The 22,728-nt window shown below is 47.9% G+C and carries 21 protein-coding genes and 1 other RNA gene; 7 read left to right on the forward strand and 15 right to left on the reverse strand.

Translation table 11 applies throughout. The features are described from left to right. Positions 1-430: 430 nt before the first annotated feature. The 4 genes from AB5Y70_RS02495 to AB5Y70_RS02510 all read right to left on the reverse strand — a co-directional run bounded on the left by AB5Y70_RS02495 (position 431) and on the right by AB5Y70_RS02510 (position 4,279). Positions 431-964, reverse strand: coding sequence for a cupredoxin family protein (locus tag AB5Y70_RS02495; protein WP_005303871.1), 534 nt, complete (start codon positions 962-964; stop codon positions 431-433). Between the two features lie 20 nt (positions 965-984). Beyond that, positions 985-1,842 (reverse strand): copper resistance protein B, encoded by an 858-nt coding sequence (locus AB5Y70_RS02500; protein ID WP_319895515.1) that lies wholly within the window; start codon positions 1,840-1,842, stop codon positions 985-987. Between the two features lie 11 nt (positions 1,843-1,853). After that, positions 1,854-3,812 carry a copper resistance system multicopper oxidase gene (locus AB5Y70_RS02505; protein ID WP_080989874.1) on the reverse strand — a complete coding sequence of 653 codons (1,959 nt, stop codon included), beginning with the start codon at positions 3,810-3,812 and terminating at the stop codon, positions 1,854-1,856. A gap of 140 nt (positions 3,813-3,952) precedes the next feature. After that, on the reverse strand, positions 3,953-4,279 hold the full coding sequence (locus AB5Y70_RS02510; protein ID WP_017778717.1) for a hypothetical protein: 327 nt from the start codon (positions 4,277-4,279) through the stop codon (positions 3,953-3,955). A gap of 410 nt (positions 4,280-4,689) precedes the next feature. Here AB5Y70_RS02510 and AB5Y70_RS02515 point away from each other — a divergent pair, with 410 nt between their 5' ends. After that, entirely contained in the window at positions 4,690-7,551 is a 2,862-nt protein-coding gene (locus tag AB5Y70_RS02515) for a UvrD-helicase domain-containing protein (RefSeq protein ID WP_319895391.1), read from the forward strand. Positions 7,552-7,584: 33 nt separating this feature from the next. After that, positions 7,585-8,295, forward strand: a complete 711-nt coding sequence (locus tag AB5Y70_RS02520) for a hypothetical protein (RefSeq protein WP_368175921.1) — start codon at positions 7,585-7,587, stop codon at positions 8,293-8,295. Between the two features lie 302 nt (positions 8,296-8,597). Here the strand turns inward: AB5Y70_RS02520 and AB5Y70_RS02525 are convergent, their stop codons facing one another. The 7 genes from AB5Y70_RS02525 to smpB form a co-directional block, all read right to left on the reverse strand. Beyond that, positions 8,598-9,053, reverse strand: a complete 456-nt coding sequence (locus AB5Y70_RS02525) for a hypothetical protein (RefSeq protein ID WP_260750577.1) — start codon at positions 9,051-9,053, stop codon at positions 8,598-8,600. 2 nt (positions 9,054-9,055) lie between these two features. Beyond that, positions 9,056-9,475, reverse strand: coding sequence for a hypothetical protein (locus tag AB5Y70_RS02530; protein ID WP_124813053.1), 420 nt, complete (start codon positions 9,473-9,475; stop codon positions 9,056-9,058). Beyond that, positions 9,472-11,559 (reverse strand): hypothetical protein, encoded by a 2,088-nt coding sequence (locus AB5Y70_RS02535; protein WP_319895385.1) that lies wholly within the window; start codon positions 11,557-11,559, stop codon positions 9,472-9,474. The genes AB5Y70_RS02530 and AB5Y70_RS02535 overlap by 4 nt, the downstream gene beginning before the upstream one ends. Position 11,560: 1 nt before the next feature. Next, entirely contained in the window at positions 11,561-13,168 is a 1,608-nt protein-coding gene (locus tag AB5Y70_RS02540) for a tyrosine-type recombinase/integrase (protein ID WP_319895384.1), read from the reverse strand. Position 13,169: 1 nt separating this feature from the next. Further along, entirely contained in the window at positions 13,170-14,396 is a 1,227-nt protein-coding gene (locus AB5Y70_RS02545) for a site-specific integrase (protein ID WP_319895382.1), read from the reverse strand. Positions 14,397-14,626: 230 nt separating this feature from the next. Then, positions 14,627-14,986: a transfer-messenger RNA gene (gene ssrA / locus AB5Y70_RS02550) on the reverse strand. Between the two features lie 122 nt (positions 14,987-15,108). Next, complete coding sequence (gene smpB / locus AB5Y70_RS02555; RefSeq protein WP_010673973.1) at positions 15,109-15,597, reverse strand: SsrA-binding protein SmpB; 489 nt, start codon at positions 15,595-15,597, stop codon at positions 15,109-15,111. A 248-nt stretch (positions 15,598-15,845) separates the two neighbouring features. Between smpB and AB5Y70_RS02560 the strand changes: the two genes are divergently transcribed. Together AB5Y70_RS02560 and AB5Y70_RS02565 are read left to right on the forward strand one after the other, a co-directional pair. Beyond that, positions 15,846-16,280: an SRPBCC family protein gene (locus AB5Y70_RS02560; protein ID WP_010673974.1), complete on the forward strand. Its 435-nt coding sequence runs from the start codon at positions 15,846-15,848 to the stop codon at positions 16,278-16,280. Next, positions 16,273-16,629, forward strand: a complete 357-nt coding sequence (locus AB5Y70_RS02565; RefSeq protein WP_039039886.1) for an RnfH family protein — start codon at positions 16,273-16,275, stop codon at positions 16,627-16,629. Before AB5Y70_RS02560 ends, AB5Y70_RS02565 begins: the two co-directional genes overlap by 8 nt. 67 nt (positions 16,630-16,696) lie before the next feature. On the opposite strand, the gene AB5Y70_RS02570 is transcribed toward AB5Y70_RS02565, so the two are convergent. From AB5Y70_RS02570 to yiaY, 3 genes are all read right to left on the reverse strand, one after another. Next, positions 16,697-17,332 carry an NAD-dependent epimerase/dehydratase family protein gene (locus AB5Y70_RS02570; RefSeq protein WP_043154542.1) on the reverse strand — a complete coding sequence of 212 codons (636 nt, stop codon included), beginning with the start codon at positions 17,330-17,332 and terminating at the stop codon, positions 16,697-16,699. A 100-nt stretch (positions 17,333-17,432) separates the two neighbouring features. Continuing rightward, positions 17,433-17,771 (reverse strand): outer membrane protein assembly factor BamE, encoded by a 339-nt coding sequence (locus tag AB5Y70_RS02575; RefSeq protein WP_029314185.1) that lies wholly within the window; start codon positions 17,769-17,771, stop codon positions 17,433-17,435. Positions 17,772-17,903: 132 nt separating this feature from the next. Continuing rightward, positions 17,904-19,055 (reverse strand): L-threonine dehydrogenase, encoded by a 1,152-nt coding sequence (gene yiaY / locus AB5Y70_RS02580; protein ID WP_043154545.1) that lies wholly within the window; start codon positions 19,053-19,055, stop codon positions 17,904-17,906. Between the two features lie 392 nt (positions 19,056-19,447). Between yiaY and udp the strand changes: the two genes are divergently transcribed. Next, positions 19,448-20,203, forward strand: coding sequence for a uridine phosphorylase (gene udp, locus AB5Y70_RS02585; protein ID WP_010674037.1), 756 nt, complete (start codon positions 19,448-19,450; stop codon positions 20,201-20,203). 107 nt (positions 20,204-20,310) lie between these two features. Here the strand turns inward: udp and AB5Y70_RS02590 are convergent, their stop codons facing one another. Then, entirely contained in the window at positions 20,311-21,075 is a 765-nt protein-coding gene (locus AB5Y70_RS02590; RefSeq protein WP_043154547.1) for an RluA family pseudouridine synthase, read from the reverse strand. Between the two features lie 161 nt (positions 21,076-21,236). On the opposite strand from AB5Y70_RS02590, the gene rihA reads away from it, so the two are divergent. Both rihA and AB5Y70_RS02600 read left to right on the forward strand, forming a co-directional pair. Beyond that, complete coding sequence (rihA, locus tag AB5Y70_RS02595) at positions 21,237-22,172, forward strand: pyrimidine-specific ribonucleoside hydrolase RihA (protein ID WP_043154549.1); 936 nt, start codon at positions 21,237-21,239, stop codon at positions 22,170-22,172. Positions 22,173-22,201: 29 nt separating this feature from the next. After that, on the forward strand, positions 22,202-22,678 hold the full coding sequence (locus AB5Y70_RS02600) for a hypothetical protein (RefSeq protein WP_029314217.1): 477 nt from the start codon (positions 22,202-22,204) through the stop codon (positions 22,676-22,678). Positions 22,679-22,728: the final 50 nt, after the last annotated feature.

A 22,728-nucleotide genomic window follows, 5' to 3' on the forward strand; every position in this document is an offset into this window, starting at 1 on the left:
AGTCATATGGCACGAGAGCATTTACTGGTAACCCATTGATATTAAATGACTAAAATTTTCATTTTTTGTTCTTGGGATACTTGTTCGCACTTTCCCTAGAGCGCCAGAAACCTGGTTCATCAGATTGGTTATGCTCGTGATGTGAATTCATTGACATCCCTCCAATTAATATTAGATGCTGTAGACAACTCATTTTCTCTCAGCACCACGTCCTGTACTCACTCACCCAATAAGTCACACTATCTGAGTGATGCGGTATTTTTTACTTAATATTAAGTATAGTTATACTGCCGAGCATTAATTGGTATTTAGATCTTTTTGTGTCAGCAGATCATCAAACTGTGATATTGGCAAAACTTTTTAACTAAAAACACAAAAAAATCAAATAAAAAAAGAGGGGAGCCCCCTCTTTTTTTGTTTGAAAAGTGGATTATTTCACTACCACTTCACCAAGCATTCCAGCCTCCATATGCCCAGGTACAAGACAAGCAAATGATACTGTACCTGCTTTATCAAATTTCCATAGCACTGCACTCTTCTGACTGGGTGCAAGAGAGATCATGTTTGGCATGCTATGTTTCATCTGCATACCTTGCATTTGTTGCATCATTCCCGCATGCTCTTTGAGCTCTGAGGTCGTTCCGAGAACGAACTCATGTGGTAGTTTTCCATTATTCTTTATAAAGAATCGGATTGTTTCACCTTGTTTGACTGATATCGTTTTCGGTGTAAACCGCATGGTGTCATCCATAGATACATCAATGGTTCTAGACACATCTTTGGCAACACCAGGGGAACCAGCCATACTCCCCATGTCATGCCCCATTGGAGCTGGATTCCCCTTCATTGAACTCATGTCATGGTTCATGCCATTCTTCATTGAGTTCATGTCATGACCTTGCTCAGAAGCCATCACACCGGTAGAAATTACTATCACAGCAGCAGTAATCATTTTGAATTTCATACATTACCTTCCTTATGTAATCAGAACCAGAATCTGGCACCTGCAATAAATCTCGTATCAGATGTACTCTCCCCATGATCTTTTGCTAGATCGTATGTATTGCCAGCGAGAGTTTTCCATTCAACGCCTATGTAAGGAGCAAACTGCCTACTTATTTCATAACGTAACCGCAAGCCAGTGCTGATGTCAGAGATACCTCGCCCAACAGACATATCATCATTATCTTTACTGTAAATATTCATTGCAGCTTGGGGCTGTAGTATCAATTTCTGAGTAAGTAAGAGGTCATATTCCGCCTCTAGGCTTAAAAGCATTAGACCATGCTGATCTATAAATAAAGATGAGTCAACCTCAAACCAATATGGCGCTAGTCCTTGTAGGCCAAGGGCAAGCCATCCTTTATCGCTTCTAGATTGATATGTATCATATCTTGCTCCAAAAAGGATGTCCCAGTATGCAGATGTAGCATACCCATAAAGAACTTGGTTTTCTGTATCCTGTAATGAATTTTTATATTCACCTTCAGATTTAAACCATATTTTTTGATAGTCTTTCCCTACCCAAGCAAGGGCTTTGTAGGAAGCATAATTTTCCTCTCGTCCATTTGAATATTCAAGCCTGTCAATTAACAGAGAAGAAAAGGTATGTTCATCTGCTAAGGAAAGCTGCTCTCTGCCTTCAAAAAGGCTTGGGCCTGAACTAAGTGTGAGTCCATCAGAATATTCATCAGGGCTTCTTTGTTCGCTATCCTCAGATGCGGTTAAATCAGGGTGATAGCCGCTAACAGCATCTTTTGACTCCTCAGAAAAAGAAAGAGAAGCAAATAACCCAAGGCTGATCAACCATATTCCATTTTTTACTATACTTTGAATTAGCATTATTTATTTCCTCAAGAAACCACTACTTCACGGAACATTCCAGCATCCATATGGAACATAATATGACAGTGCCAAGCCCAACGGCCAATGGCATCAGCGGTCACAAGAAAACTAATTCGTTGTGCTGGCTGCACAGGTATTGTGTGCTTTCTTGCCAAAAAGGAGCCATCTTCATTCTCAAGTTCACTCCACATACCATGTAAATGCATGGGATGGGTCATCATGGTGTCATTGTGGAGAGTAATTCTAACTCTTTCTCCATAATTAAAATGAATTGGTGTTGATTTACCGAACTCAACGCCATCAAACGACCATGTATAGCGTTCCATATTTCCAGTCAAATGAAGTTCAATTTCGCGTTCTGCTGGTCTTGGATCTATGGGCCCACCTTTAGTTTTCAGGTCTGCTAACGTAAGCACTCTTCTCCCATTATTACGTAGCCCTACACCAGGGTCATTCAGATTGCGTCTTGGTGTATCTACCCTCGCATCAACACTGGGCCCAAACTCTGTACTGGCATGCCTAACCTTGCTTGGCGGTGTAGCATTACTCATACCAGCCATAGAACCATGATCCATACCAGCCATGGAGCTATGATCCATCGTTGGCATTGCCCCCGATGCCATGCCAGGCATTGAGCCATGATCCATACCTGCCATAGAGCTATGATCCATCGCTGGCATTGCCCCCGATGCCATGCCAGGCATTGAGCCATGATCCATACCTGCCATAGAGCTATGATCCATCGCTGGCATTGCACCTGATGCCATACCAGGCATTGAGCCATGATCCATACCTGCCATGGAGCCGTGATCCATTCCGTCCATGGAGCCCATCATATCTTCCATTGAAAGAGGCTCAGGTTTGTCTACAGTAGGAATCGGAGCTGAAAGGCCAATCGCCGTCGACAACGTACCTCGGGCAAAACCAGTACGATCCATCGACTGTGCGAAAATCGTATGGGCGTTATCGATGGGTTGAACAATGACATCGTAAGTTTCACCAGGGCCGAAACGAAACTCATCTACGTCTATAGGTTCAATATCAACACCATCGGTTTGTACAACCGTCATTTTTATGCCTGGAATTCTGACATCGTAAAAAGACCCTCCAGCACCATTTATAAATCTAAGTCTGATTTTCTCACCTTTATTGAAGACACCAGTCCAATTTCCATTAGGGGTTGTTCCGTTCATTAAATAGGTTAAAGTTGCAGAGGATAAGTCAGCCAAATCTGTAGAATTCATTCTCATTTCATTCCACATCTGGCGTTTGGTGAAGGCAACCTTTAATCCACTGTTGCTGACATCGTTAATGAAGTCGATAGCTGTAGGCTGATTAAAATTATAGTAATCACTTTGCGATTTCAATTTTGATAAAATTCGCATCGGGTGCTCATCTGTCCAGTCTGACAAGAGAACAACATAATCTCTATCGGCTGATATAATCTCGCCTTCTTTTGGCTCTATAATTAAAGCGCCATACATTCCCGTCTGTTCTTGAGAACCAGAGTGAGAGTGATACCAATATGTACCGGACTGTTCCAACGTGAATTTATATGTGAATGTCTCTCCTGGTTTAATACCATTGAAACTAATACCAGGTACGCCATCCATTTCAAATGGGAGTATTATACCATGCCAATGAATAGAGGTAGGCTCACTGAGCTTATTGGTAACACGAAGAGTAACCTCATCGCCTTCCTTTAAGCGTAATGTCGGTGCGGGTATGGAGCGATTGACAACCGTGGCAATTCTTGTACTTCCAGTAAAGTTGACAACAACTTCTTCAACTACCAGATCGATTACTGTTCCACTTAAAACTGAGCTGTAAACCTTTTGCGGCAGTTCTTCTTTAGCGTTAATTGACATAGGAATCGATGCCACAACTCCGCCAGCAGCAATCCCTTTAACAAACTTTCTTCTTGAGATAGAAGGATTAAATCCATTTTTACTATGAACATCATTCATAAGCGCCTCCATTTCATCACAGCTGTGATGTGTGATGATGCTCATTATAGAAATCAATGTACAATTACAATACTGTCATTTTTCTCAATGCGTAGAAAAAAATGCGCCAAACTTACGTTAAGCGCATGATTTTATTTGCTTTATCTGTTTCGCCCACTACCCATTCCATGCTGAAGTGCAATCACATGGACATCACCGTTGTAGCTGACTTTGACTGTGTTGATACTTTTGCCCATGGGGAGTTGCAGTTGCTTTGTCTTCCCAGGAGTAGCCATTACAGTACCCAGTTTAGTGTCATCCAGGGTAGATACACTCACAGTGTCGGTACTAAGTGCGTTGGCACTCCAATCCATATATATAATGTTGTGCCCAGCACGAACGTTATAAGGCACCGGAGCCTGAGCAAAAGCGGAGAAGCTTCCGACGACCAGCGTACATGCCATTAATGCACCAATTTTAATATTCATAAACCACCTCATTTAATTATGACTCAAGTTACGTGACTAACTATAAACTCTGAGTCATTACATGAAGCTGTCACAAAAATTACAAATTAGTAATAAACCTATTGAAGAGCGCTTGGGGAAAGCTGGATGACTGGATCAGGACATACCCTATTTTTGGCCTGCTCAGATAGAGATTCGGTTCATGCAGCATGAATCGCCCGGCTTCTCTAGGGAAGGTGCTGTCAGTTGGTTTTACGTACCCAAAGCACAACTTAGATGTAGCTCAGTGTGATCGCCCTCTCATCTAGTTTTCTCTGCTCACAGGTTTGTGACCAAACCACTCATGTAATCTGTTACGATATCACTCATTTGGCACCACAACTTGTGGGCTATGAAATAAGTCGCAAGACGCATTAATTAGAGAGTTGTTAATGAATGATTCCATAGCCAAGCTATCATTTAATTTCATTGGAAAAATCCTCGGCTCAGATACTATTATTGTGCAGGGAGATAATTTAGTATCCTCAAAAAAAGATAATATATTAGAAAATGACTCTGCATCCGATTTCAGGAGTTTTGCAACTTTTGAACGAAAATTTCTAGGCGGGATACTTACCTACAAGATTGGAAGTAAGACTAAAAAACATAAATTTATTAGATGTGCTGATTCAGATAGCTTCGTTGAGTCGCTAAATATTTTAATAGCAAAACATATTACAACAACAATAGAGCAGAAAGTTACCGAGTTTAATCGTCTTGCTTTTGACGAGTACCCAAGGGACTCTTGGGTAAGCCACCTTACCCAGATATGTGCATCATTGAGCTTCGACTATCAGGCTCAGAACGAGCAATGGGAAAGGTATTTAAAACCTGATCTGATAACGAAGGTTAAAAATGTTATTTCATATCACCCTATTAACATTGAATCTCTACGAGATCGACACGAAAAACTACAACTTATAAAAAGAAAAGGATTCTTTGATGTTGTCGAATCAAATCCATTAACTAATGAGCAGCGTTTGGGCGTATTACGCTCCAATGATAGGAATATGGTGCTTGCCGCTGCTGGCACGGGGAAAACATCAGTCATGGTTGCTAAAACTCTTGATCTAATCGACCGAGAATTAGCAAAGCCATCGGAAATATTGGTTCTTGCGTATAATAATACCGCCGCTAAAGAACTACGTGAACGCCTTGCAGATAAAGCTAAGACGTCTAATATCGAGCTAGAATCAGCTCCACACATAGCTACTTTCCATGCATTAGGCAGAATGATTCTACGTAATTCAAATGTTGATACCAACATATCTGTTTTTACTGATGATGACGTAAAGCTAAAAGTATGGGTCACCTCATGGCTTGAAGAATATTTGTCATCGGATATCGATAGAATTTATGACTTTATAAATTTGTTCCCAGAACCCGTTAACCCTTTTGATTTTGAGTCAAAATCAAAATATGAAGCGTATATCAGGGACAACGAATTCAGAACCCTCAACGGTGATCTCGTTAAGGGTTACCAGGAACTCCTTATAGCAAATTTTCTTTATGAGAACGGTGTTGAATATAAGTATGAGCCTCCATATGTCACCAAACGTCGCATCGATATTGGTTTTGACTATCGCCCAGACTTTAAAATAATAGAGCCTGAACTTTATATTGAACATTTTGGTATAGATCGTAATGGAAAAACCAGACCTGATATAGATAGTGTTTCTTATAATCAGTCCATCAATAATAAAAGAATGCTGCATAATGAATGTGAAACTGTTTTAATTGAGACATTCCATTATGAATGGATAGAGGGTGTCTTACTGGAAAGCCTCAAGGAAAAGCTGTTAGATAATAGTGTTATTCTTAATCCATTATCTCCTGATGAACTGTTCAGCAAGCTGCGTGATATGGGTCATATCACAGGCTGGGGTGAGCTTTTGAAAAAAGCCCTTCAATCCATTCGAGTTGAACGCCTCACGAAAGAGTCCATACAGATTAGGTTCGATGCTACTGGGGTGCATCACTCCAAGAAGCTCTCAGAAATCTTGGATTTGCTTCATCATGCATATATCAGTGAGCTCAGAGAACAAAATGCAATTGACTTTGATTACATGATAATCAGAGCGATTCAAGAGGTAAATGCTGGAAAATATATTCCTGAATGGCGATACATACTGGTTGATGAGTTCCAGGATATATCAACAGCTCGAATGGAGTTCATTCAGACCATCATTAAAAATGGACCACAGCCATCACTAACTGTCGTTGGTGATGATTGGCAGTCAATTTATCGATTTAATGGTGGAAAGTTAGAGCTAACAACTCGCTTTGGTGAAATCGTTGGTAGCTACACGCTTACGAAACTACAAAAGACTTTCCGCTATAACAATAGCATTGCCGATACTGCTGGTCAGTTCATTATGGAAAATCCTGAACAGTATAAAAAGTATATAGAAACGCATACTGTGGTTGATGATTCACAGATTTATCTGCTTGATGACAAATCCCCAGAAAAAGGAGGTTTGAATAAAAGAGTCGCTGAGGTTGTTCAAAAGATTAGAGAGAATGATGCGACTGGAAGCATCGCCGTTATTGCTCGTTATAACTATCTTTTAAATGAGGCTAAGAGCGCATTAAAACAGACTAATAGTTTACGCAATGTTAACTTCTGGAGCTTCCATAAATCTAAGGGGTTAGAGGCAGACTATGGAATTTTGATTGGTTTCTTTCAAGGAAAGATGGGATTCCCTAATGAAAATAAAGACAACCTTATAGTTGAAGCCCTGCTGCCATCTCTAGACCCATATCCTCATTCTGAGGAAAGGCGTCTCCTGTATGTAGGCATTACCCGAGCAAGGAAGAAAGTCTACATTATTGCCAATCCTACAGCACCATCCGATTTTGTGACGGAGTTACTCTCACCAAAATACAAGATAAATGTAGTTTCAAAAGCATTCAGTGAGGAATCCAAAAAAAAATTCAAGTGCCCATACTGTACAGATGGCTATCTAAGATTGGTCAAGGGGCCGTATAGTGAATTCTATGCTTGTAGCACAGGTTTTGGCTGTCCTGTAGGAAAGGCTAGAGTGTGTGAGAAATGCCACTCACCCTCAATTGACACAAGGAATGAGAGTGTTTGCAATAATTCTCTTTGTGGTTGCAAGATTAAAATATGCCCTGAGTGCGGACGACCAATGAAAATCCGTAATGGTCAGTATGGTGACTTTTGGGGATGTACTGGTTATGGGATTAAGGATGACCAGTGCAAGGTTACCATCAAGGTCAAGGCAGGCTTATGATAGCTAATTACGTGAGTTAAGGTAGGGGGACATATGGATACGTATTCCGAAATCATAAATGAATTTAATAGTACGTTTTCTACTAATGCTAGCCTGTGTGAAGATTTAAAGGTTGGGTGGGATCTGGGAGATTGTAGATCTTTTGCTTTATACCAGTTAGTAGAAGACCAACGCAGCGCCCCCTTTGGTACGGTTCTATACCACCATATCGGCAGCTACAACATTGGTGAGGTATATGAGGCAGAGGGGACATCAGGCTTCAGGCTCAGCTCACGACTCGTTAGTATTGAAAAATTTTTCCCTTTGTCTTCAAACGAGGCGACTCGTAGATTAGATATTGGCTATCGATCACATTGGCTTGGCGGTAGTTGTGCATTTTCCTCTTTACCATTTAAGCGGTGGTGGGTCGATTCATTTAAAACCTTGTGTACAAATGTTCCTGCCCAGGCTGAGCTGGTTAACTCATTCTTGACGCGAGAGATAGAGGTTCTTGCGGACAAAGCTAGAAAAAATAACGATAAAAGTGGCTCAGTTTACAAGTGCTTCGTAGAACGGTTGGAGTACCTATCACTTTGTGTAAATCAAGAGTTTCTTGATTCAACAAACTACATTCTTCATCCTGAACTGTTTTTTAATGTAGTTTCAAATAATTTGGTTAGTTTGAATGAACAAGAGAAAAGGGAGTTAATGAACAAGGCAAGGAGAGATAGCCACTTTGATGACCAGCTTAAGAAGTGGTGGTAATCAGCGATGGCAGTCAGCAGTTCTACGCAATCATCAGACCTATGTAAGCAATGGCTGTCTCGACAGGTTGCTTGGTTGCACAGGGGATATCGATTACTTCCTAACCAGGCGAGCTCATTGAACTTTAGAGGATGTGTAGAAGCGGACTGACCATTATGCTGGATGATGGAAGGGCCGTACCCTACAGCACGTTGAATAGGCTCTGAAATTGATACAAATGGCAGTGTGCAAGAAAGTAGCGTAAATTAAGATATTTGTGTCCAGTTATAACTGGAACTGTAAAAATAATGAAGATGATCTAATCAATTACCCTCTGGAGGTTTAGGCACTTTATCAAGTTGCAATTCATCATCGGTTTCATATTTTTGTAAAAGAGACCGCAGAAGACGGTTCTCCATCTTCAGTACGGCAATATCGTCTTCTAACTTATTTATTTTAGATTTTGCTCGTCTTACATAGCCGACTTTACTAGGTAGGTTATCTTTTACATTTTTAGCTTCTGCTTCATTCCGTGTGTGGTAGGCAGATACCCAACGATACTCGGCGTTCCTCAATTCAGCAGATGCTTCATTAACATTAAGAGTTGATGTGCTGACACCAAGGAGTCGTGCTAATTCTTTACGCTTTACACCTTTGAATGCTTTAGGGCCAGCTGTCTGTATCCAGTTATAAAAATCAAGCTTAGTGTCACGTTCTGCAATCCATACACGAATGCTATTTGCTATGTCTTTTGCTCGTGAAATGTTTGATTTAGCCATTCTCATCGCCCCCGAGAATTGATCGTCTCTTGGCTAACAGGTAAAGCTCTATTCAGTTCAGCTTCGCTCATTCCACGATCCGTTGCATTTTTCTGCCATAAGACAAAGCGATGTAACAAAGCGTTATTTTCACGCTCTAGTCGACGTATTTTACTTTCCAATTCTTCGATACGTTTTGCTGCATGACTTAGTGAGCTAGGCTTTTTAGCCGATGCAGAAATGCCAGTTTTCAGTTCAAGTTTTCGTTCTTGTATTCGGTTAGTTATTCGTGGGAAATTTCGAATTGCTCTATCTGATGGTGCATCACCATATTTTGATTTTAGCCTATTAAGTAGCTTAGGTGTTGAGAGAGTTCCTTGTTCTATACTCCAAGTGTCAATCAAATGGAGTAAGTAATCTATGTGTTCTTCTTTCAACCTCATTCTTCATCCTCACTATAATCTGATAGAAATTCATTGAACTTTATTTCAGCTAGGATATTTTTTTTGCTTTCTATGGCCTCAAGCTTTGGTAGTATTCTTGATAAACCAAGGTGCCTAATTGCTTCTGTATGTTTTATTGTTGTTAACTTATTACCGTTCTCAATTTGTCTTGCTAGTTCTTGTGCTTGATATATCAACCCTGATTTTGGGGCTTGCTCGTAAGCCAGCATAACAAGTGCACCATCTTCGAGCGGTGAATCATCCCCTAATATTTTTACCAATCCATCAATGATCTCATGACGAATCTGCAAGCGTTTCAGTCCGAATGAGTCGCATTCAGATGCAGCTAAGGCTATTTTATCGCTGACATCGTTGAGTTCCTCTATCAGTCTTTTAAGTGTTCTCTTATCACCCTTACAGTGAAGGTTTTCAGGGCACTCAATGCAGTTACATGTTCTAATACAGGGTGATTCACAGTAATTGTGTGTACACATACCTAGCGGTGTTTTGAATGTGAATCCACCAGTACCCTGAGCTACTAATTCAAATTTGAGACCAAGGTTTTTCCGTGTCATAGGTATCTGGTGGTTAATTCGATCAAGACGCTGTTGTGGTGTTAGCTCCATTGCTTCAAAGTTGCCACCTGTGGATACCATTATTCTTTTTTGTTCAGCTGTTCGATGGTCATACACAGACCCCATTTCTTGACGATGGCTCCACCAGTTTAATTGAAACTCACCCATCCCACCTAATCTTGCCGCAGTGTTGACCATATGTCGGTAAGCATGTGTATTATAGTCATCTGGATTTAAGTTTAGATGCTCATAACCTATTCTTTCAAAAAAGCTACGTAGATATATATTTGCTCCTGAAGACGCACTTTTTACTTCTTTGGAACGCAACCAATCTCTAAAGTGGGATTTGTTAATTTTTATTGCACAATTTTCTACGGTATCTCTACTCTGATGGGTTTGATGCTTGAGCATTACCATTAATGCGTCAGAGTAACGAACTTTATTTTGTTTTGAGTAAATTGGAAAGTCTGCTGGAATCCACCCACTTCTTAGTGCATGTTGGTATGCTAATGGATTATATTCTGGACACTGTTCATCCCAAGACTTAAATACTTGTCGGGCTGGTTCTGTTACATGCTTAATACGTTCAATAGCCTCAATGATGGCATGTTCAAACTCGCCATTTACTGTCGATGGGACTAATTTCCAGTGATCCATATCAGTTTTTTTTGCATACCACGTAATACCATAAACTACGGTGTCATCTACTTTTGCTGTCACAAGACAATTAACTGAAAGTTGTTCGAATAGATCTTGAGAACGAGCAGGAACCATCATTAAGATCGTTAGAGAAGATGATACTATGACGTTTTTGAAATCACTGTCCAATTCAGAGGGATTTTCACCATGTGATAACCAAGGTTGATTACGAAAGTAATCTGCTACTGCCATTACTGCTTCGTAATCGGGAAGCTTATAGCTGTTTTCATCTATTAGTTTTTCCTTGTAGCTATCACTCGACATCTTGTTGCGTACTTTTACTCTTGGATTTATCCATTGTAGAACACTCTGGGATTTAATAATGCCTAGTGATCCAAAGCACTCTACAATAGGTTTTAGATTTTCAAAAAGAGAACTCATGTTCTTCTGTAACGTATTGTTGAGATCAATTAATGATATGCTTGTGACATCAGCTTCGTTATTTAATGAGCGCTCTCTGAGAACATGTTCAAGTGCAAGGTAATCTGAAAGTATAGAATTAACCGCAGCTCTTGAAATACCACCTTTCATGATATACATATGTAATATAAGAGACTGAATTAGCTCTCGTGATTCTTTGGAGATAAGATACACATCGTCAGGATTTAGGCTTTTGATAACATCTTTAAATTCATGCTTTATGAATCGACCCGCACCGTGCCACCTACTTTCGTTCCATGCCCATGATTTAGCGGCATCAAATGGGCAAGTTATTGGTTCAGACATCATCCTACGATAGTGTGAGATGAGTCTCTCTATTGCTTGTCGTCCTTCAAGTTGTTCCCTGTTAACATAGGCTATAATATTCATTCTATTTTTCCTCTTCATACTGTATTCCCTTAACTTCAGGGAGTTCACTTAGCATTTTAAGGCGTACTTGATCTGCCATGAATTTGCGCTCTAAAACAGCTATCTGAATAGTTCGCCAATTTTCAACTCCCCGAAAGTCACCAAATTCGCATGCCTCTTTAATTCTATCCTCCACATAATTGAGTACTGCTTTGTGATTTCCAAATGGACTTGGTATAAACAATTCGCATTCATAACAGGCTATAGGGTAATCCTCGGTACAAAAGACTTCTTTACCACATAGACCAACATCATGGGACTTATGCTTTGTGTAGAGTTTTATTACCTTTTCAGTGTCAACAGAGATCACTTGGTTTTTATCGAATCGTTTAGCTAAAGCCGAAAGAGTTGTCTCTAGATGTTCGCCAATTTTGATAGCCAAAACGGGTAGCGCATTAACGTAAGCCATGGCAGCCTTGTAGCTAGCATGGTCTAGAGAGTTTGCTACCTCTGCAATAGATGCTCCAGACATTGCTTGCTTAGTTGCGTAAGTGTGTCGTAATCGTCTTGCAGTGAGATGAAGTATCTTACCTGTACGTTCAGATGTAATGGAGAATATGCAACTATCTTCAAGTGCTGCGTTTAGCAATTGTCTGACGTAGGTGGTAGAGTGTAGGATTTTGCTGTTAAGCGACATGTCACAGCCTAGTTTTTCGAGCTCAGTACTGACAAGCTTGGTAGGCCTATCAATGCAGAAGAGAGGCACAAGTCTTTTTTGTTCAGAGGTGATTTTTCCTAATATTTTTTCAGCGGACATTATAGAAATGTTTGCAACAGTAGCGATATCTTTGTCAAAATCTAGCTCCCAAGATAAAGGGACTTCATTGAATTCAGCGCGAAATGTCTGATATTTTTGTTTCGCAACAGGGCAGTTATATAGCATGACTTTCCTAGTTGTACCATCTAAGTTTATAGTGCCAGGCTGAAAGTCACAGATCTTTGAACTTGCTAATTGCTCTGCTCGCTTGCCTGTAATAAAAACAAGTTTTAATATTAAATACGTTTTTGCGCATATATTCCCAGTATAATGGGCTCGTACAAGTTGGTAGATAAACTGCTTGCGTTCGTACTCTGTTAACGCGCGTGTATCCTCATTCTTTTCATGTTGAAATCTATTTCCTCTATCGCCTATAACTAACTGTGACAAATAATCACCCAATCCTGATTCAAATGCCCATCCATAACCCTCTAATAAACAGCATTCAAGGATGACCTTTACGTCTGATTTAATCGATTTTGGTTCGCTTGACGAGTAAAATCTTAGAAGTGTATCGATGGAAATACCTTTATTAATGTCAGTGAAATTTATTAAGAATTGTTTAAAGCGAGAGGATGATGCTCTTAGTGTTGCTATGGATAATAAATTTGCTCGTTTGGCAAAAGCTCGTCTAAGAGCTTCTTCTTGTTTTTGTGGTAGTAATCCAGATAGCCATCCAACATTAAATGATGATTTTGCATCTAACTGCCAGTGAGACGAGTAAATATCAAACTCAAATCCATCCTTGGACGTATAGGTTTCTCGATCTCTTGAGGGTGGTGTGGCACTATGCTTCCGATTTCTATTCACCATGTTATCCCTCATTCAGCAAGGAAATAATATTTGACACTTCTTGCTCATACTCATCCTGCTGTTTTATCTGGCGTTCGAAAAGCTCTTCTTTGATAAACTTACGTGCATAGAGGCGTACAGTTGGTGACTTTTCACTTGCCCATCCAAATTGGAGCAAGAGAAGCTCTACAAAATCTTTCCACTCCTTTCCTTTCTTTTTCATGCGAACACAATACTTCCAGGTTGCAGTATGCCTAAGTACGTGGGGTGTTAAATCAATCGAGGTGACGTTACGTATAGCCTCTGTAACACTATTAATACTGTGTAATGGTTTACCTTGATTACTGTTACTGTGGCTGACAAAAATGTATTCTGTTTTTTGTCCATTTGGTGTTTTTGCCTTTATCTCTGTGATGTAGTAGTCCAGAGCTTTAAATGCCGTATCACTGATGGCAACTTCACGTTGAACAGTCTTGGGAAGTCTTTGTTTCTTGCGAGGATCGTTGAGTGAGCCAGATCGTTGAACTATACGCAAGCCATGTTGTTTGCTCTTGCTACGAATTACATCAGTAATCTTTAAATTCAGTAGCTCGCCACTTCTCATGCCGGAATCAAGTAAAACTAAAATAATCGTGAAATTACGAATTCGTGTTGCCTCACCATCCCATGGGTTTTCAGGTGAAAGTGGGTTTGCAACGTTTAGAATTCGCTGAATCTCGGCATTTCCAAGAGACTTTGATGCACCGAAATTATCCTTAGGTACTACTACTTTTTGGTCCCCTAAGTATGTTTTAAATTCATAACCAACGGTGCGAATCTGTTCTCTTGTTATGCTTTTACTATGGTAATCAGAAAGAATGTTTGATAACCACTCAACGTACTTCCCAATGTACTTGATTTTATCGTTGAAATTGGCGGGGGTGACCTGCCGTGGTATAGCATCAAACTTTTTCCAGATGTTTCGCGCCTGGCTCGTTTTCACATGTATTTCGCTTGTACTTGTATAGAAGCTGGAAATGAGTTTTGGTAGTTCGTCTGCACGTAACTTCAAAATTGAGGTAAGTGAGTCAGTATCATTAATGTTGAAGGCTTTACCACTGGCTATTTTGTCTATGAGATTGATACCTCTAAGCTCAGCCCACATGAAGAGTGATTGAAGTGCTTGTAGATGCTTTTCAATCGTACCTAGACGAAGGTGGCGTGCGCGGAGAGAGTTTGTGACATATAGCGTAGACCAGTAGTCGGGCACTCCTGACTCACTATCAAGCAGAAGCATATTTCTCTGGCCAGATGGTTCTATGTATAGTCTCGTTACTAGCACATATCTTCCTCAAAGCTCTCAGCTTAAAGAAATGCTAGTAGCTGACCAAAAAAAAAGCAAGCCAACTTTCCTATAAGGAAGTGCTTGCTTTCCATACATACAAAGACTTGTGAGGCATTTTGGGCGAATAAACTTCCTAAAATGTCTCAGTGTCGGAATGGTGGAGCTGGGGGGATTTGAACCCCCGTCCAAAATTACTACATCCTCGGTACTACATGCTTAGTCACTCTTTACATTCGCCAACACGCTGCGGAGAGACACGCCACGCATTGACTAGCTCGATTGGTTTTAATGCTTCCGCCCCGAGCAGGACTTCCACACGATCCTGTGAAGGATGACCTTCCATTTCCCTAGGACACAGGCAAGCTAGGGGAGAAGGGCTCAGCGCAGGTTATTAAGCTGCGAGTGCGTAGTTTTCGTCGTTTGCGACTATTTTTTTGCGGTTTATTAACGAGGCCTACCGCACCTCGGCATGCACCTTGGGTTTCGTGAATCTTGTCGAATCCAGAATCAGCCCCAAGTTGTCAAAAGGGATTGTACGCAAAAATCCTGTCATGGCAAGGCGTTGATGGCAATCGACCGGCCTTGGCCGGTCGATTGCTGGTTTATTGGTCGCCGCATGGGGGCCGGCGGCGCACAATCAACCGCGGTGCTTGTTCTTCATGATGCGGGCTTTTTCCCGATCCCATTCACGGGCCTTGGTGTCTTCCCGCTTGTCGTGTTCTTTCTTGCCCTTCACCAGGCCGATCTCGACCTTGACCCAGCACGCTTTCCAGTAGAGGGCCAGCGGCACTATGGTGTAGCCCTGACGAGCGGTCAGGCTCTCGAGCTTGTCGAGTTCACGGCGACTGAGCAGCAATTTGCGGGTGCGGGTCGGATCGCATACCACGTGGCTGGAGGCGGCGTTCAGCGGCAGGAAGCTGGAGCCGAACAGGAAGGCTTCCCCCTGCATGAAGATGACATAGGCTTCGCTGATGTTGGCCTTGCCCGCCCGCAGGGACTTCACTTCCCACCCTTGCAGGGACAGGCCGGCTTCCACGCGCTCTTCGATGAAGTACTCGTGACGGGCGGTTCTGTTGAGTGCAATGGTGCTGGACCCGGCTTTGTTTTTACTGTTCTTTTTGCTCATGACGGGGGCCTTAGGCAATGTTTAGGAAGGCGCATTATACGTGGGTGGCGGCGGCTGTAAAACGCACAGCGCTCCGAGTGGCGGCTTTGTGAGCAGTTCGATGACGATTTTGAGGGAAGGGCGGGGCGAGAGCAGGTCACACTGGCCGGAAAGTGTGCGATTGCCCTGCTTGGTGGCCCGCGAACAGTTTCGGCGGTGATTTTGGCTGACAAGGTGATAAAATCGGGCCGATTGGATGAGGAAAACCCATGCCCCGTATTACTCGCAGTGCCCTGGTGATGTTCAGCGCGGAACAGATGTTCCGGCTGGTCAATGATGTTGATGCCTATCCTGAGTTCCTGCCCGGCTGTGTCGGCAGCCGTGTTCACGAGTCAGGTGAAGACTACATGATGGCCTCGGTCGATGTGGCCAAGGCGGGTATCGCCAAGACCTTTACCACGCGCAACCAGCTCGATGCCAATCGCACCATCAAGATGGAGTTGGTGGAGGGGCCTTTCAGCAAGCTGGCGGGATGGTGGACCTTCACGCCCCTGGACGTGGATGCCTGCAAGGTGGAGTTCGATCTCGACTTCGAGTTCACCTCCAAACTCATTGAGCTGGCCTTTGGCCAGATCTTCCGCGAGCTGGTGAGCTCCATGGTGCTTGCCTTCTCCAATCGTGCCAAGGTGGTTTACGGTGTCTGAGCTCCTCAATATCGAAGTGGCCTATGCCCTGCCCGAGCGGCAGACGGTGCTGTGCATCCGGGTCGCGCCCGAGACCAGCGTGCTGGCGGCCATCGAACAGTCCGGCATCCTGCAAAAGCACCCGGAGATCGACCTGTCGGTCAACAAGTTCGGTATCTACAGCCGTCCGGTGAAGGGCACAGAGTCGGTGCAGGAGGGGGATCGCATCGAGATCTACCGCCCTCTCATCGCCGATCCCAAGGAGATGCGCAAGAAGCGTGCGGAAAAAGCCAAGGAAGAGGGGCGTGCCGATGTGGTCACCGGCGGGCGGCCCGATGTGCACCGCAAGCGAGACGATGCCGGCACCTGACGGGTGATGGGTTGTGACAAGGGGCGCCGTGGCGCCCCTTTGTGATCGTCTCGCCCGGCACGGGGCATCACAGGGTGAGCAGGCGCTCGTTTTCCACCGTCTCTATCCCGCTCTCCTGGATGGCAAGGCGCGCCATGGCGTGCGCCACCTGACTGGCCTCGATGGCACGCCAGCGGCGCAGCGACCCGCGCAGCAGGGGCTTGACCAGCGGATAGATGGCCTGGATGATCTGCTCCGAACGGCGCGCAGGTTCTCGATGGCCGAGCAGCATGGCCGGGCGCAGGATGACGAGCCGCTGCCACTCCTGGGCCAGCAGGGCCTGCTCCATCTCGCCCTTGGTGCGGGGATAGAGGGCAGGGGAACCCGGGTTGGCGCCCAGACTGGAGACCACCAGCAGGCGGCGGCAGCCGTGGAGACGGGCGAGCGCAGCAAAGGCCAGCACATAGTCGAGATCGACCCGGCGAAATGCCTCGGCCGAGCCGGCATCCTTGCGGGTGGTGCCAAGGCAGCAGAAGGCAATGTCCACAGGGGAGGGCAGCGTCAATCTGTCCAGCGCGTCGAACGAGGTGGGCAGCCAGGTGCGTCCCGGAGCGGGATCGCCCGGTTTGCGGCAGAGCAGGAGGAGGTCGTGTTCCGTCCCCAGCTCGCGCAGCAAGGCTTTGCCAATCAGACCGGTGGCGCCGGCAATCAGGAATCGACTCATGATGATCTCCTCGGGGCAATGAGGCATCCAGAGTGTGGCCCGGCGACATCACCGGGGCCAGAGAGAACAAAACCGGCAGAAGCCGGTTTTGTAATGTCATCTAGAGCGGTGTGGTGAAGGCGGCAGGGAGAGGGAAATCACCGGTCACGGTGGCCAGTCTGTCACCCACGAAGTTGAGGGTCAGCTCCTTGCGCTCCTTGTCGCCCCGACCGGGCTGGAACTCATAGAGGTAGTACCAGGTGTTGGGGTCAAAGCTGTCGCGCAACATGGGAGAACCCAGCACGAACTCGACCTGTTCGCGGGTCATGCCCTGGCGCAGCTTGTCGACCTGCTTTTGTTCCACATAGTTGCCCTGGGGAATATCGATGCGATAGACCAGGCTGCAACCGGACAGGGTGAGGGCGGTCAGGGCCGCGGCAATCAGGTGTTTCATCCGCATATCGGGTTCAGATCATCCATACAGTCTTTTTAGCTCGGCAAATCATACCCACTCCCCGTGCGGAAGTAAAAAGCCATTGATCCATCAGCCAATAAAAAGGGCCGCGTGGCGGCCCTGGCAGATCTTGCCCCCTTACATGGCGGCGCGGAAGATGGCGACGATCTCCGCGTGAGTCGCCTGCCTGGGGTTGGTGAGACCACAGGCATCCTTGAGCGCATTGTTGGCCAGCACGTCGAGGTCGTCGGCCCTGACCCCGAGCTGCTCCAGACCGGCGGGGATCTTGACGTCGCGAGCCAGTTGCCGGATGGCGTCAATGGCTGCCGCCGCACCCTGCTCATCGCTCATGGCGCTCACATCCACCCCCATATGACGGGCCACATCCTTGAGCCGGCCGGCGCACACCCGGGCGTTGTAGGCCTGGACATGGGGGAGTAGCACCGCATTGCACACCCCGTGGGGCAGGTCGTAGAAGCCCCCGAGCTGATGAGCCATGGCGTGCACATAGCCCAGGCTTGCGTTGTTGAAGGCCATGCCGGCCAGGAACTGGGCATAGGCCATCTGCTCACGGGCATGGAGATCCTCCCCCTGATGCACGGCGGTGCGAAGGTGTTCGGCAATCAGTGCGATGGCCATCACGGCGCTGGCATCGGTGACCGGGGTGGCGGCGGTGGAGACATAGGCCTCGATGGCGTGGGTCAGGGCATCCATGCCGGTGGCGGCGGTGAGGCCGGCGGGCTTGGCCAGCATCAGTTCCGGATCGTTGACCGACATCAGCGGCGTGACGTGCTTGTCGATGATGGCCATTTTCACCTGACGGGATTCGTCGGTAATGATGCAAAAACGGGTCATCTCGGAGGCGGTGCCGGCGGTGGTATTGATGGCGATGAGCGGCAACTGCGGCTTGGCGGAGCGATCCACCCCCTCGTAATCCTTGATGCTGCCCCCATTGGCGGCCACCAGGGCGATGCCCTTGGCGCAGTCGTGGGGTGAGCCGCCGCCGAGCGAAATGACGCAGTCGCAGCCGTGGGCCCGGATTATCGCAAGACCCGCCTCGACGTTGGCCACAGTGGGATTGGGTCTGGTCTCGTCGAACACCACGGCACCGATGCCGTGCTCGGCCAGGAGGGCGGCAAGCCGGCCCACCACGCCAATCTGGCCCAGGATCTTGTCGGTGACGATGAGCGCCTTGCGATAGCCATGTCCCTGGATATCCGCTGCAGCTTCCTGCAGGCAGCCCGCCCCCATCAGGTTGATTGCGGGAATGTAGAACTTGAATGTCGCCATGATGGACTCCGTATGATTAGCCATTAAGTGGTATGCGGGCGCCAACATAACAGCGTCGGAGGGGATGAGAAGGGGTCAATGGTATCTCGTTTGCAACTTTGTGGACTCGATCGCGCTCTTTAAATGGACGGTCGCTCAAGGCTTGACAAGGGACGGGAGAGCAAAAGGAACGTAAAAACGTTTTTCAAGAAATTCATCATCTTAGCAAACGTTTCGCGCCATTTTTGTCAGCTTTGAAGCGCAGAAGTGTGAGGCGCATCAAGGAATTGGAAAGCGCTTTCGACCATAGTTGGCGCCTCCCCGGATGAGGGGACACCGGCTTGAAAGTACCGTAAAGAATCACCTTAACTGCACTCGGCTGCCATGCGGCGGGGCGCAACCAGGAGTCCACTATGTCTGATGTATTTCACTTGGGTTTGAAAAAAGCGGATCTGCAAGGCGCCACCCTGGCGATCGTCCCCGGTGACCCCGAGCGCGTGAAGCGCATCGCAGAGCTGTTGGACAACCCGGTGCACCTGGCCAGCCATCGTGAATTCACCACCTGGCGCGGCGAGATGGACGGCAAGGCCGTGATCATCTGCTCCACCGGTATTGGTGGCCCGTCCACCTCCATCGCGGTGGAAGAGCTGGCCCAGCTGGGTATCCGTACCTTCTTGCGCATCGGCACCACCGGCGCCATCCAGCCGCACCTGAACGTGGGCGACGTGATCGTCACCACCGGCTCCGTGCGCCTCGACGGTGCCAGCCTGCACTTCGCGCCGATGGAGTTCCCGGCCGTGGCCGACTTCGACTGCACCACCGCCCTGGTGAACACCGCCAAGGAGCTGGGCTCCAAGCTGCATGTGGGCGTCACTGCTTCTTCTGATACCTTCTACCCGGGTCAGGAGCGTTACGACACCGTATCCGGCCGCGTGGTACAACGTTTCCAGGGTTCCATGAAAGAGTGGCAAGCCATGGGCGTGCTGAACTACGAGATGGAGTCCGCGACCCTGCTGACCATGTGTACCAGCCAGGGCCTGCGTGCGGGCATGGTGGCCGGTGTCATCGTGAACCGTACCCAGCAGGAAATCCCGAACGCCGAAACCATGGCGAAAACCGAATCTGATGCCATCAAGATCGTGCTGGGCGCCGCCCGCAAGCTGATCTGATAGCACCACACCGAGTGGGGGGTGGGGGCCGTTGCGAAAGCGCGGCCCCTATCTTTATCCGCCGTTTGCCCCTTTTACCTTCCTGGCTCTGCTTTCCCCCTTCTTCGTTACCCCTGTTGCCCCGTCATGGCCGCCAGTGCCTGCGCAAAGGGCGCCTCACAGCGGATCTGTACCGCTTCGCCGCTCACCGGGTGCACAAAACCGAGTTCACTGGCGTGCAGCATCAGTCTGGGGGCCCGTTCGCAGCCGGGCGGGAGCAGGCCGCCATAGAGATCGCATCCCAGGATGGGATGGCCCAGCCACTGGCTGTGGATGCGCAGCTGGTGGGTGCGCCCGGTTTCCGGTACCAGCCTGACCCGGGTCAATGGCACCGGCTGGCCTGCCCCCTCCAGGGTGAGCCGCTCCATCACCCGATAGCGTGAGCGGGCGGGTTTGCCGCTGGCGGCGCAGATGCTCATCAGCGGGAACAGCGCCGGATCCTTGGCGATGGATGCGTCGATGACGCCCTCATCCACCGCCAGATGGCCGCAGAGCAGTGCCTCGTAAGCCTTGCTCACGGTGCGCTGGCTGAACTGGTGGCAGAGCAGGGCGTTGATGCTCTTGTTTTTGGCCACCACCATGACGCCCGAGGTGCCAAAGTCGAGGCGGTGCACCAGGGTGCAGCCGGGGTAATCCTGTACCAGCCGGTAGTGGACCGAATCGAGGTTCTGCGGGTTCTTGCCCGAGAGGCTCAGCAGGCCGCTCGGCTTGTTGATGAGCAGCAGATGCGCATCCTCAAACAGGATCTCGATGGTGGCGGCGCAGGGCGGGGCGATGAAGGTGTCGACGATGACGGACATGGGGCAGCCGGACGATGAAGGGGGAGGGATCATACCCGAACGATGGCGGCGCGGCGAATCTGGATGTCCGCTCCCAAGGCCTGTCGCCAAGTACTTGATCTCGTTGGTTGAGGCGTTTTGTGACTCCCTCCTGAGTTCATCTGGCCATCTCTTGCTAAGGTATGGCTCCCTGTCATGTTGTAAGGAGTCTGTCCATGGCGTTGCCCGTTATTCTCGATTGCGATCCCGGCCACGATGATGCCATCGCCCTTATTCTGGCGCTGGCGAGCCCCGAGCTGAAGGTGCTGGCGGTCACCACCAGCGCGGGCAACCAGACCCCGGACAAGACCCTCAACAATGCCCTGCGCATCCTGACCCTGCTCGGCCGCGACGACATCCCGGTGGCGGCGGGGGCAGCCAAGCCCCTGGCCCGTGAGCTCATCATCGCCGACAACGTCCACGGCGAATCGGGGCTGGACGGCCCAGAGCTGCCGGATCCCGCCTTTGCTCCCTGGGCGATGAGCGCCCTTGAACTGATGGCAAGATGTCTGCGCGAGAGCCCGGAGCCGGTCACCCTGGTGCCGACCGGGCCGCTCACCAACATTGCCCTCTTGCTGGCGGCCCACCCCGAGCTCAAGCAGAAGATCGCCCGCATCGTACTGATGGGGGGCGCCGCCGGTGCGGGCAACTGGACCCCCGCGGCGGAATTCAATATTTATGTGGATCCCGAAGCGGCCGATATGGTCTTCAAGTCGGGGCTGCCCATCACCATGTGCGGGCTGGACGTGACCCACGAGGCCCAGGTGATGGACGAGGATATCGAGCGGGTACGCGCCATTCCCAACCCGGTGGCGCAGTGCGTGGCACAGCTGCTCGACTTTTTCATGATCTATCATCGGGATCCCAAGTGGGGATTTGCTGGCGCGCCGCTCCATGACCCCTGTACCATCGCCTGGCTGCTGGCGCCCTCCCTGTTTCACGGGGTGGAGTGCCGGGTCGATATCGAAACCGGCGGGACCCATACCCTGGGCATGACGGTGGTGGATCGCTACGACCTGACCGGCAAACCGGCCAATGCCCTGGTGCTGCTGGGGCTCGACAGGGTAGGTTTCATCGAGTTGCTGGTGCAGCGACTGCGCTCATTTGGTTGACATCCTGGACATCGGATAAGGGGTTGGGAATGTGGAAAGGGACGTTGGCGCTGCTGACATGCATGCAACTGACGGGTTGCGCGACCCCGTTCGAGAAGATGTGGCAGGGGCTGGCGACCTGCGAGCTGGATACCCTTCATCTCGACATCGAGACCGGGCGCCCGGCCAATCCGCAGCTCGCCATGTATACCCCTGACAAGGTGAGCGAGGGCTTTGCCTGGTACAAGGTCCATCAGGAGCTGCACGGCCTGCCCATCGTCGGCTTCCTGGTGCCAGCCTCCACCTTCGAGGTACATGCCCTCTTCGTGGATACCCCCATCGCCAATGCCCGCAGGCTGACACATAACGCCTATGGCAGCGAATTTTCCGACGAGAGGCTGCATGACGAGGGGATGGCACCCCTGCTGCTGCGCGACCCCAACAATCCCAAGCGCTCCATCATCGACTGCACCCGGGGTGAGTCGGCGGAGCCGCTGCCGGAAGAGTCTTTCGGCGAAGGGGAGTGAGCTCGGGGGAGGGCAACGGGATATCAGGCCAGACAAGAAAGGGGCCAGCC

The organism is Aeromonas sp. s1(2024) (genome assembly GCF_040908005.1).
Lineage (GTDB): Bacteria > Pseudomonadota > Gammaproteobacteria > Enterobacterales > Aeromonadaceae > Aeromonas > Aeromonas caviae.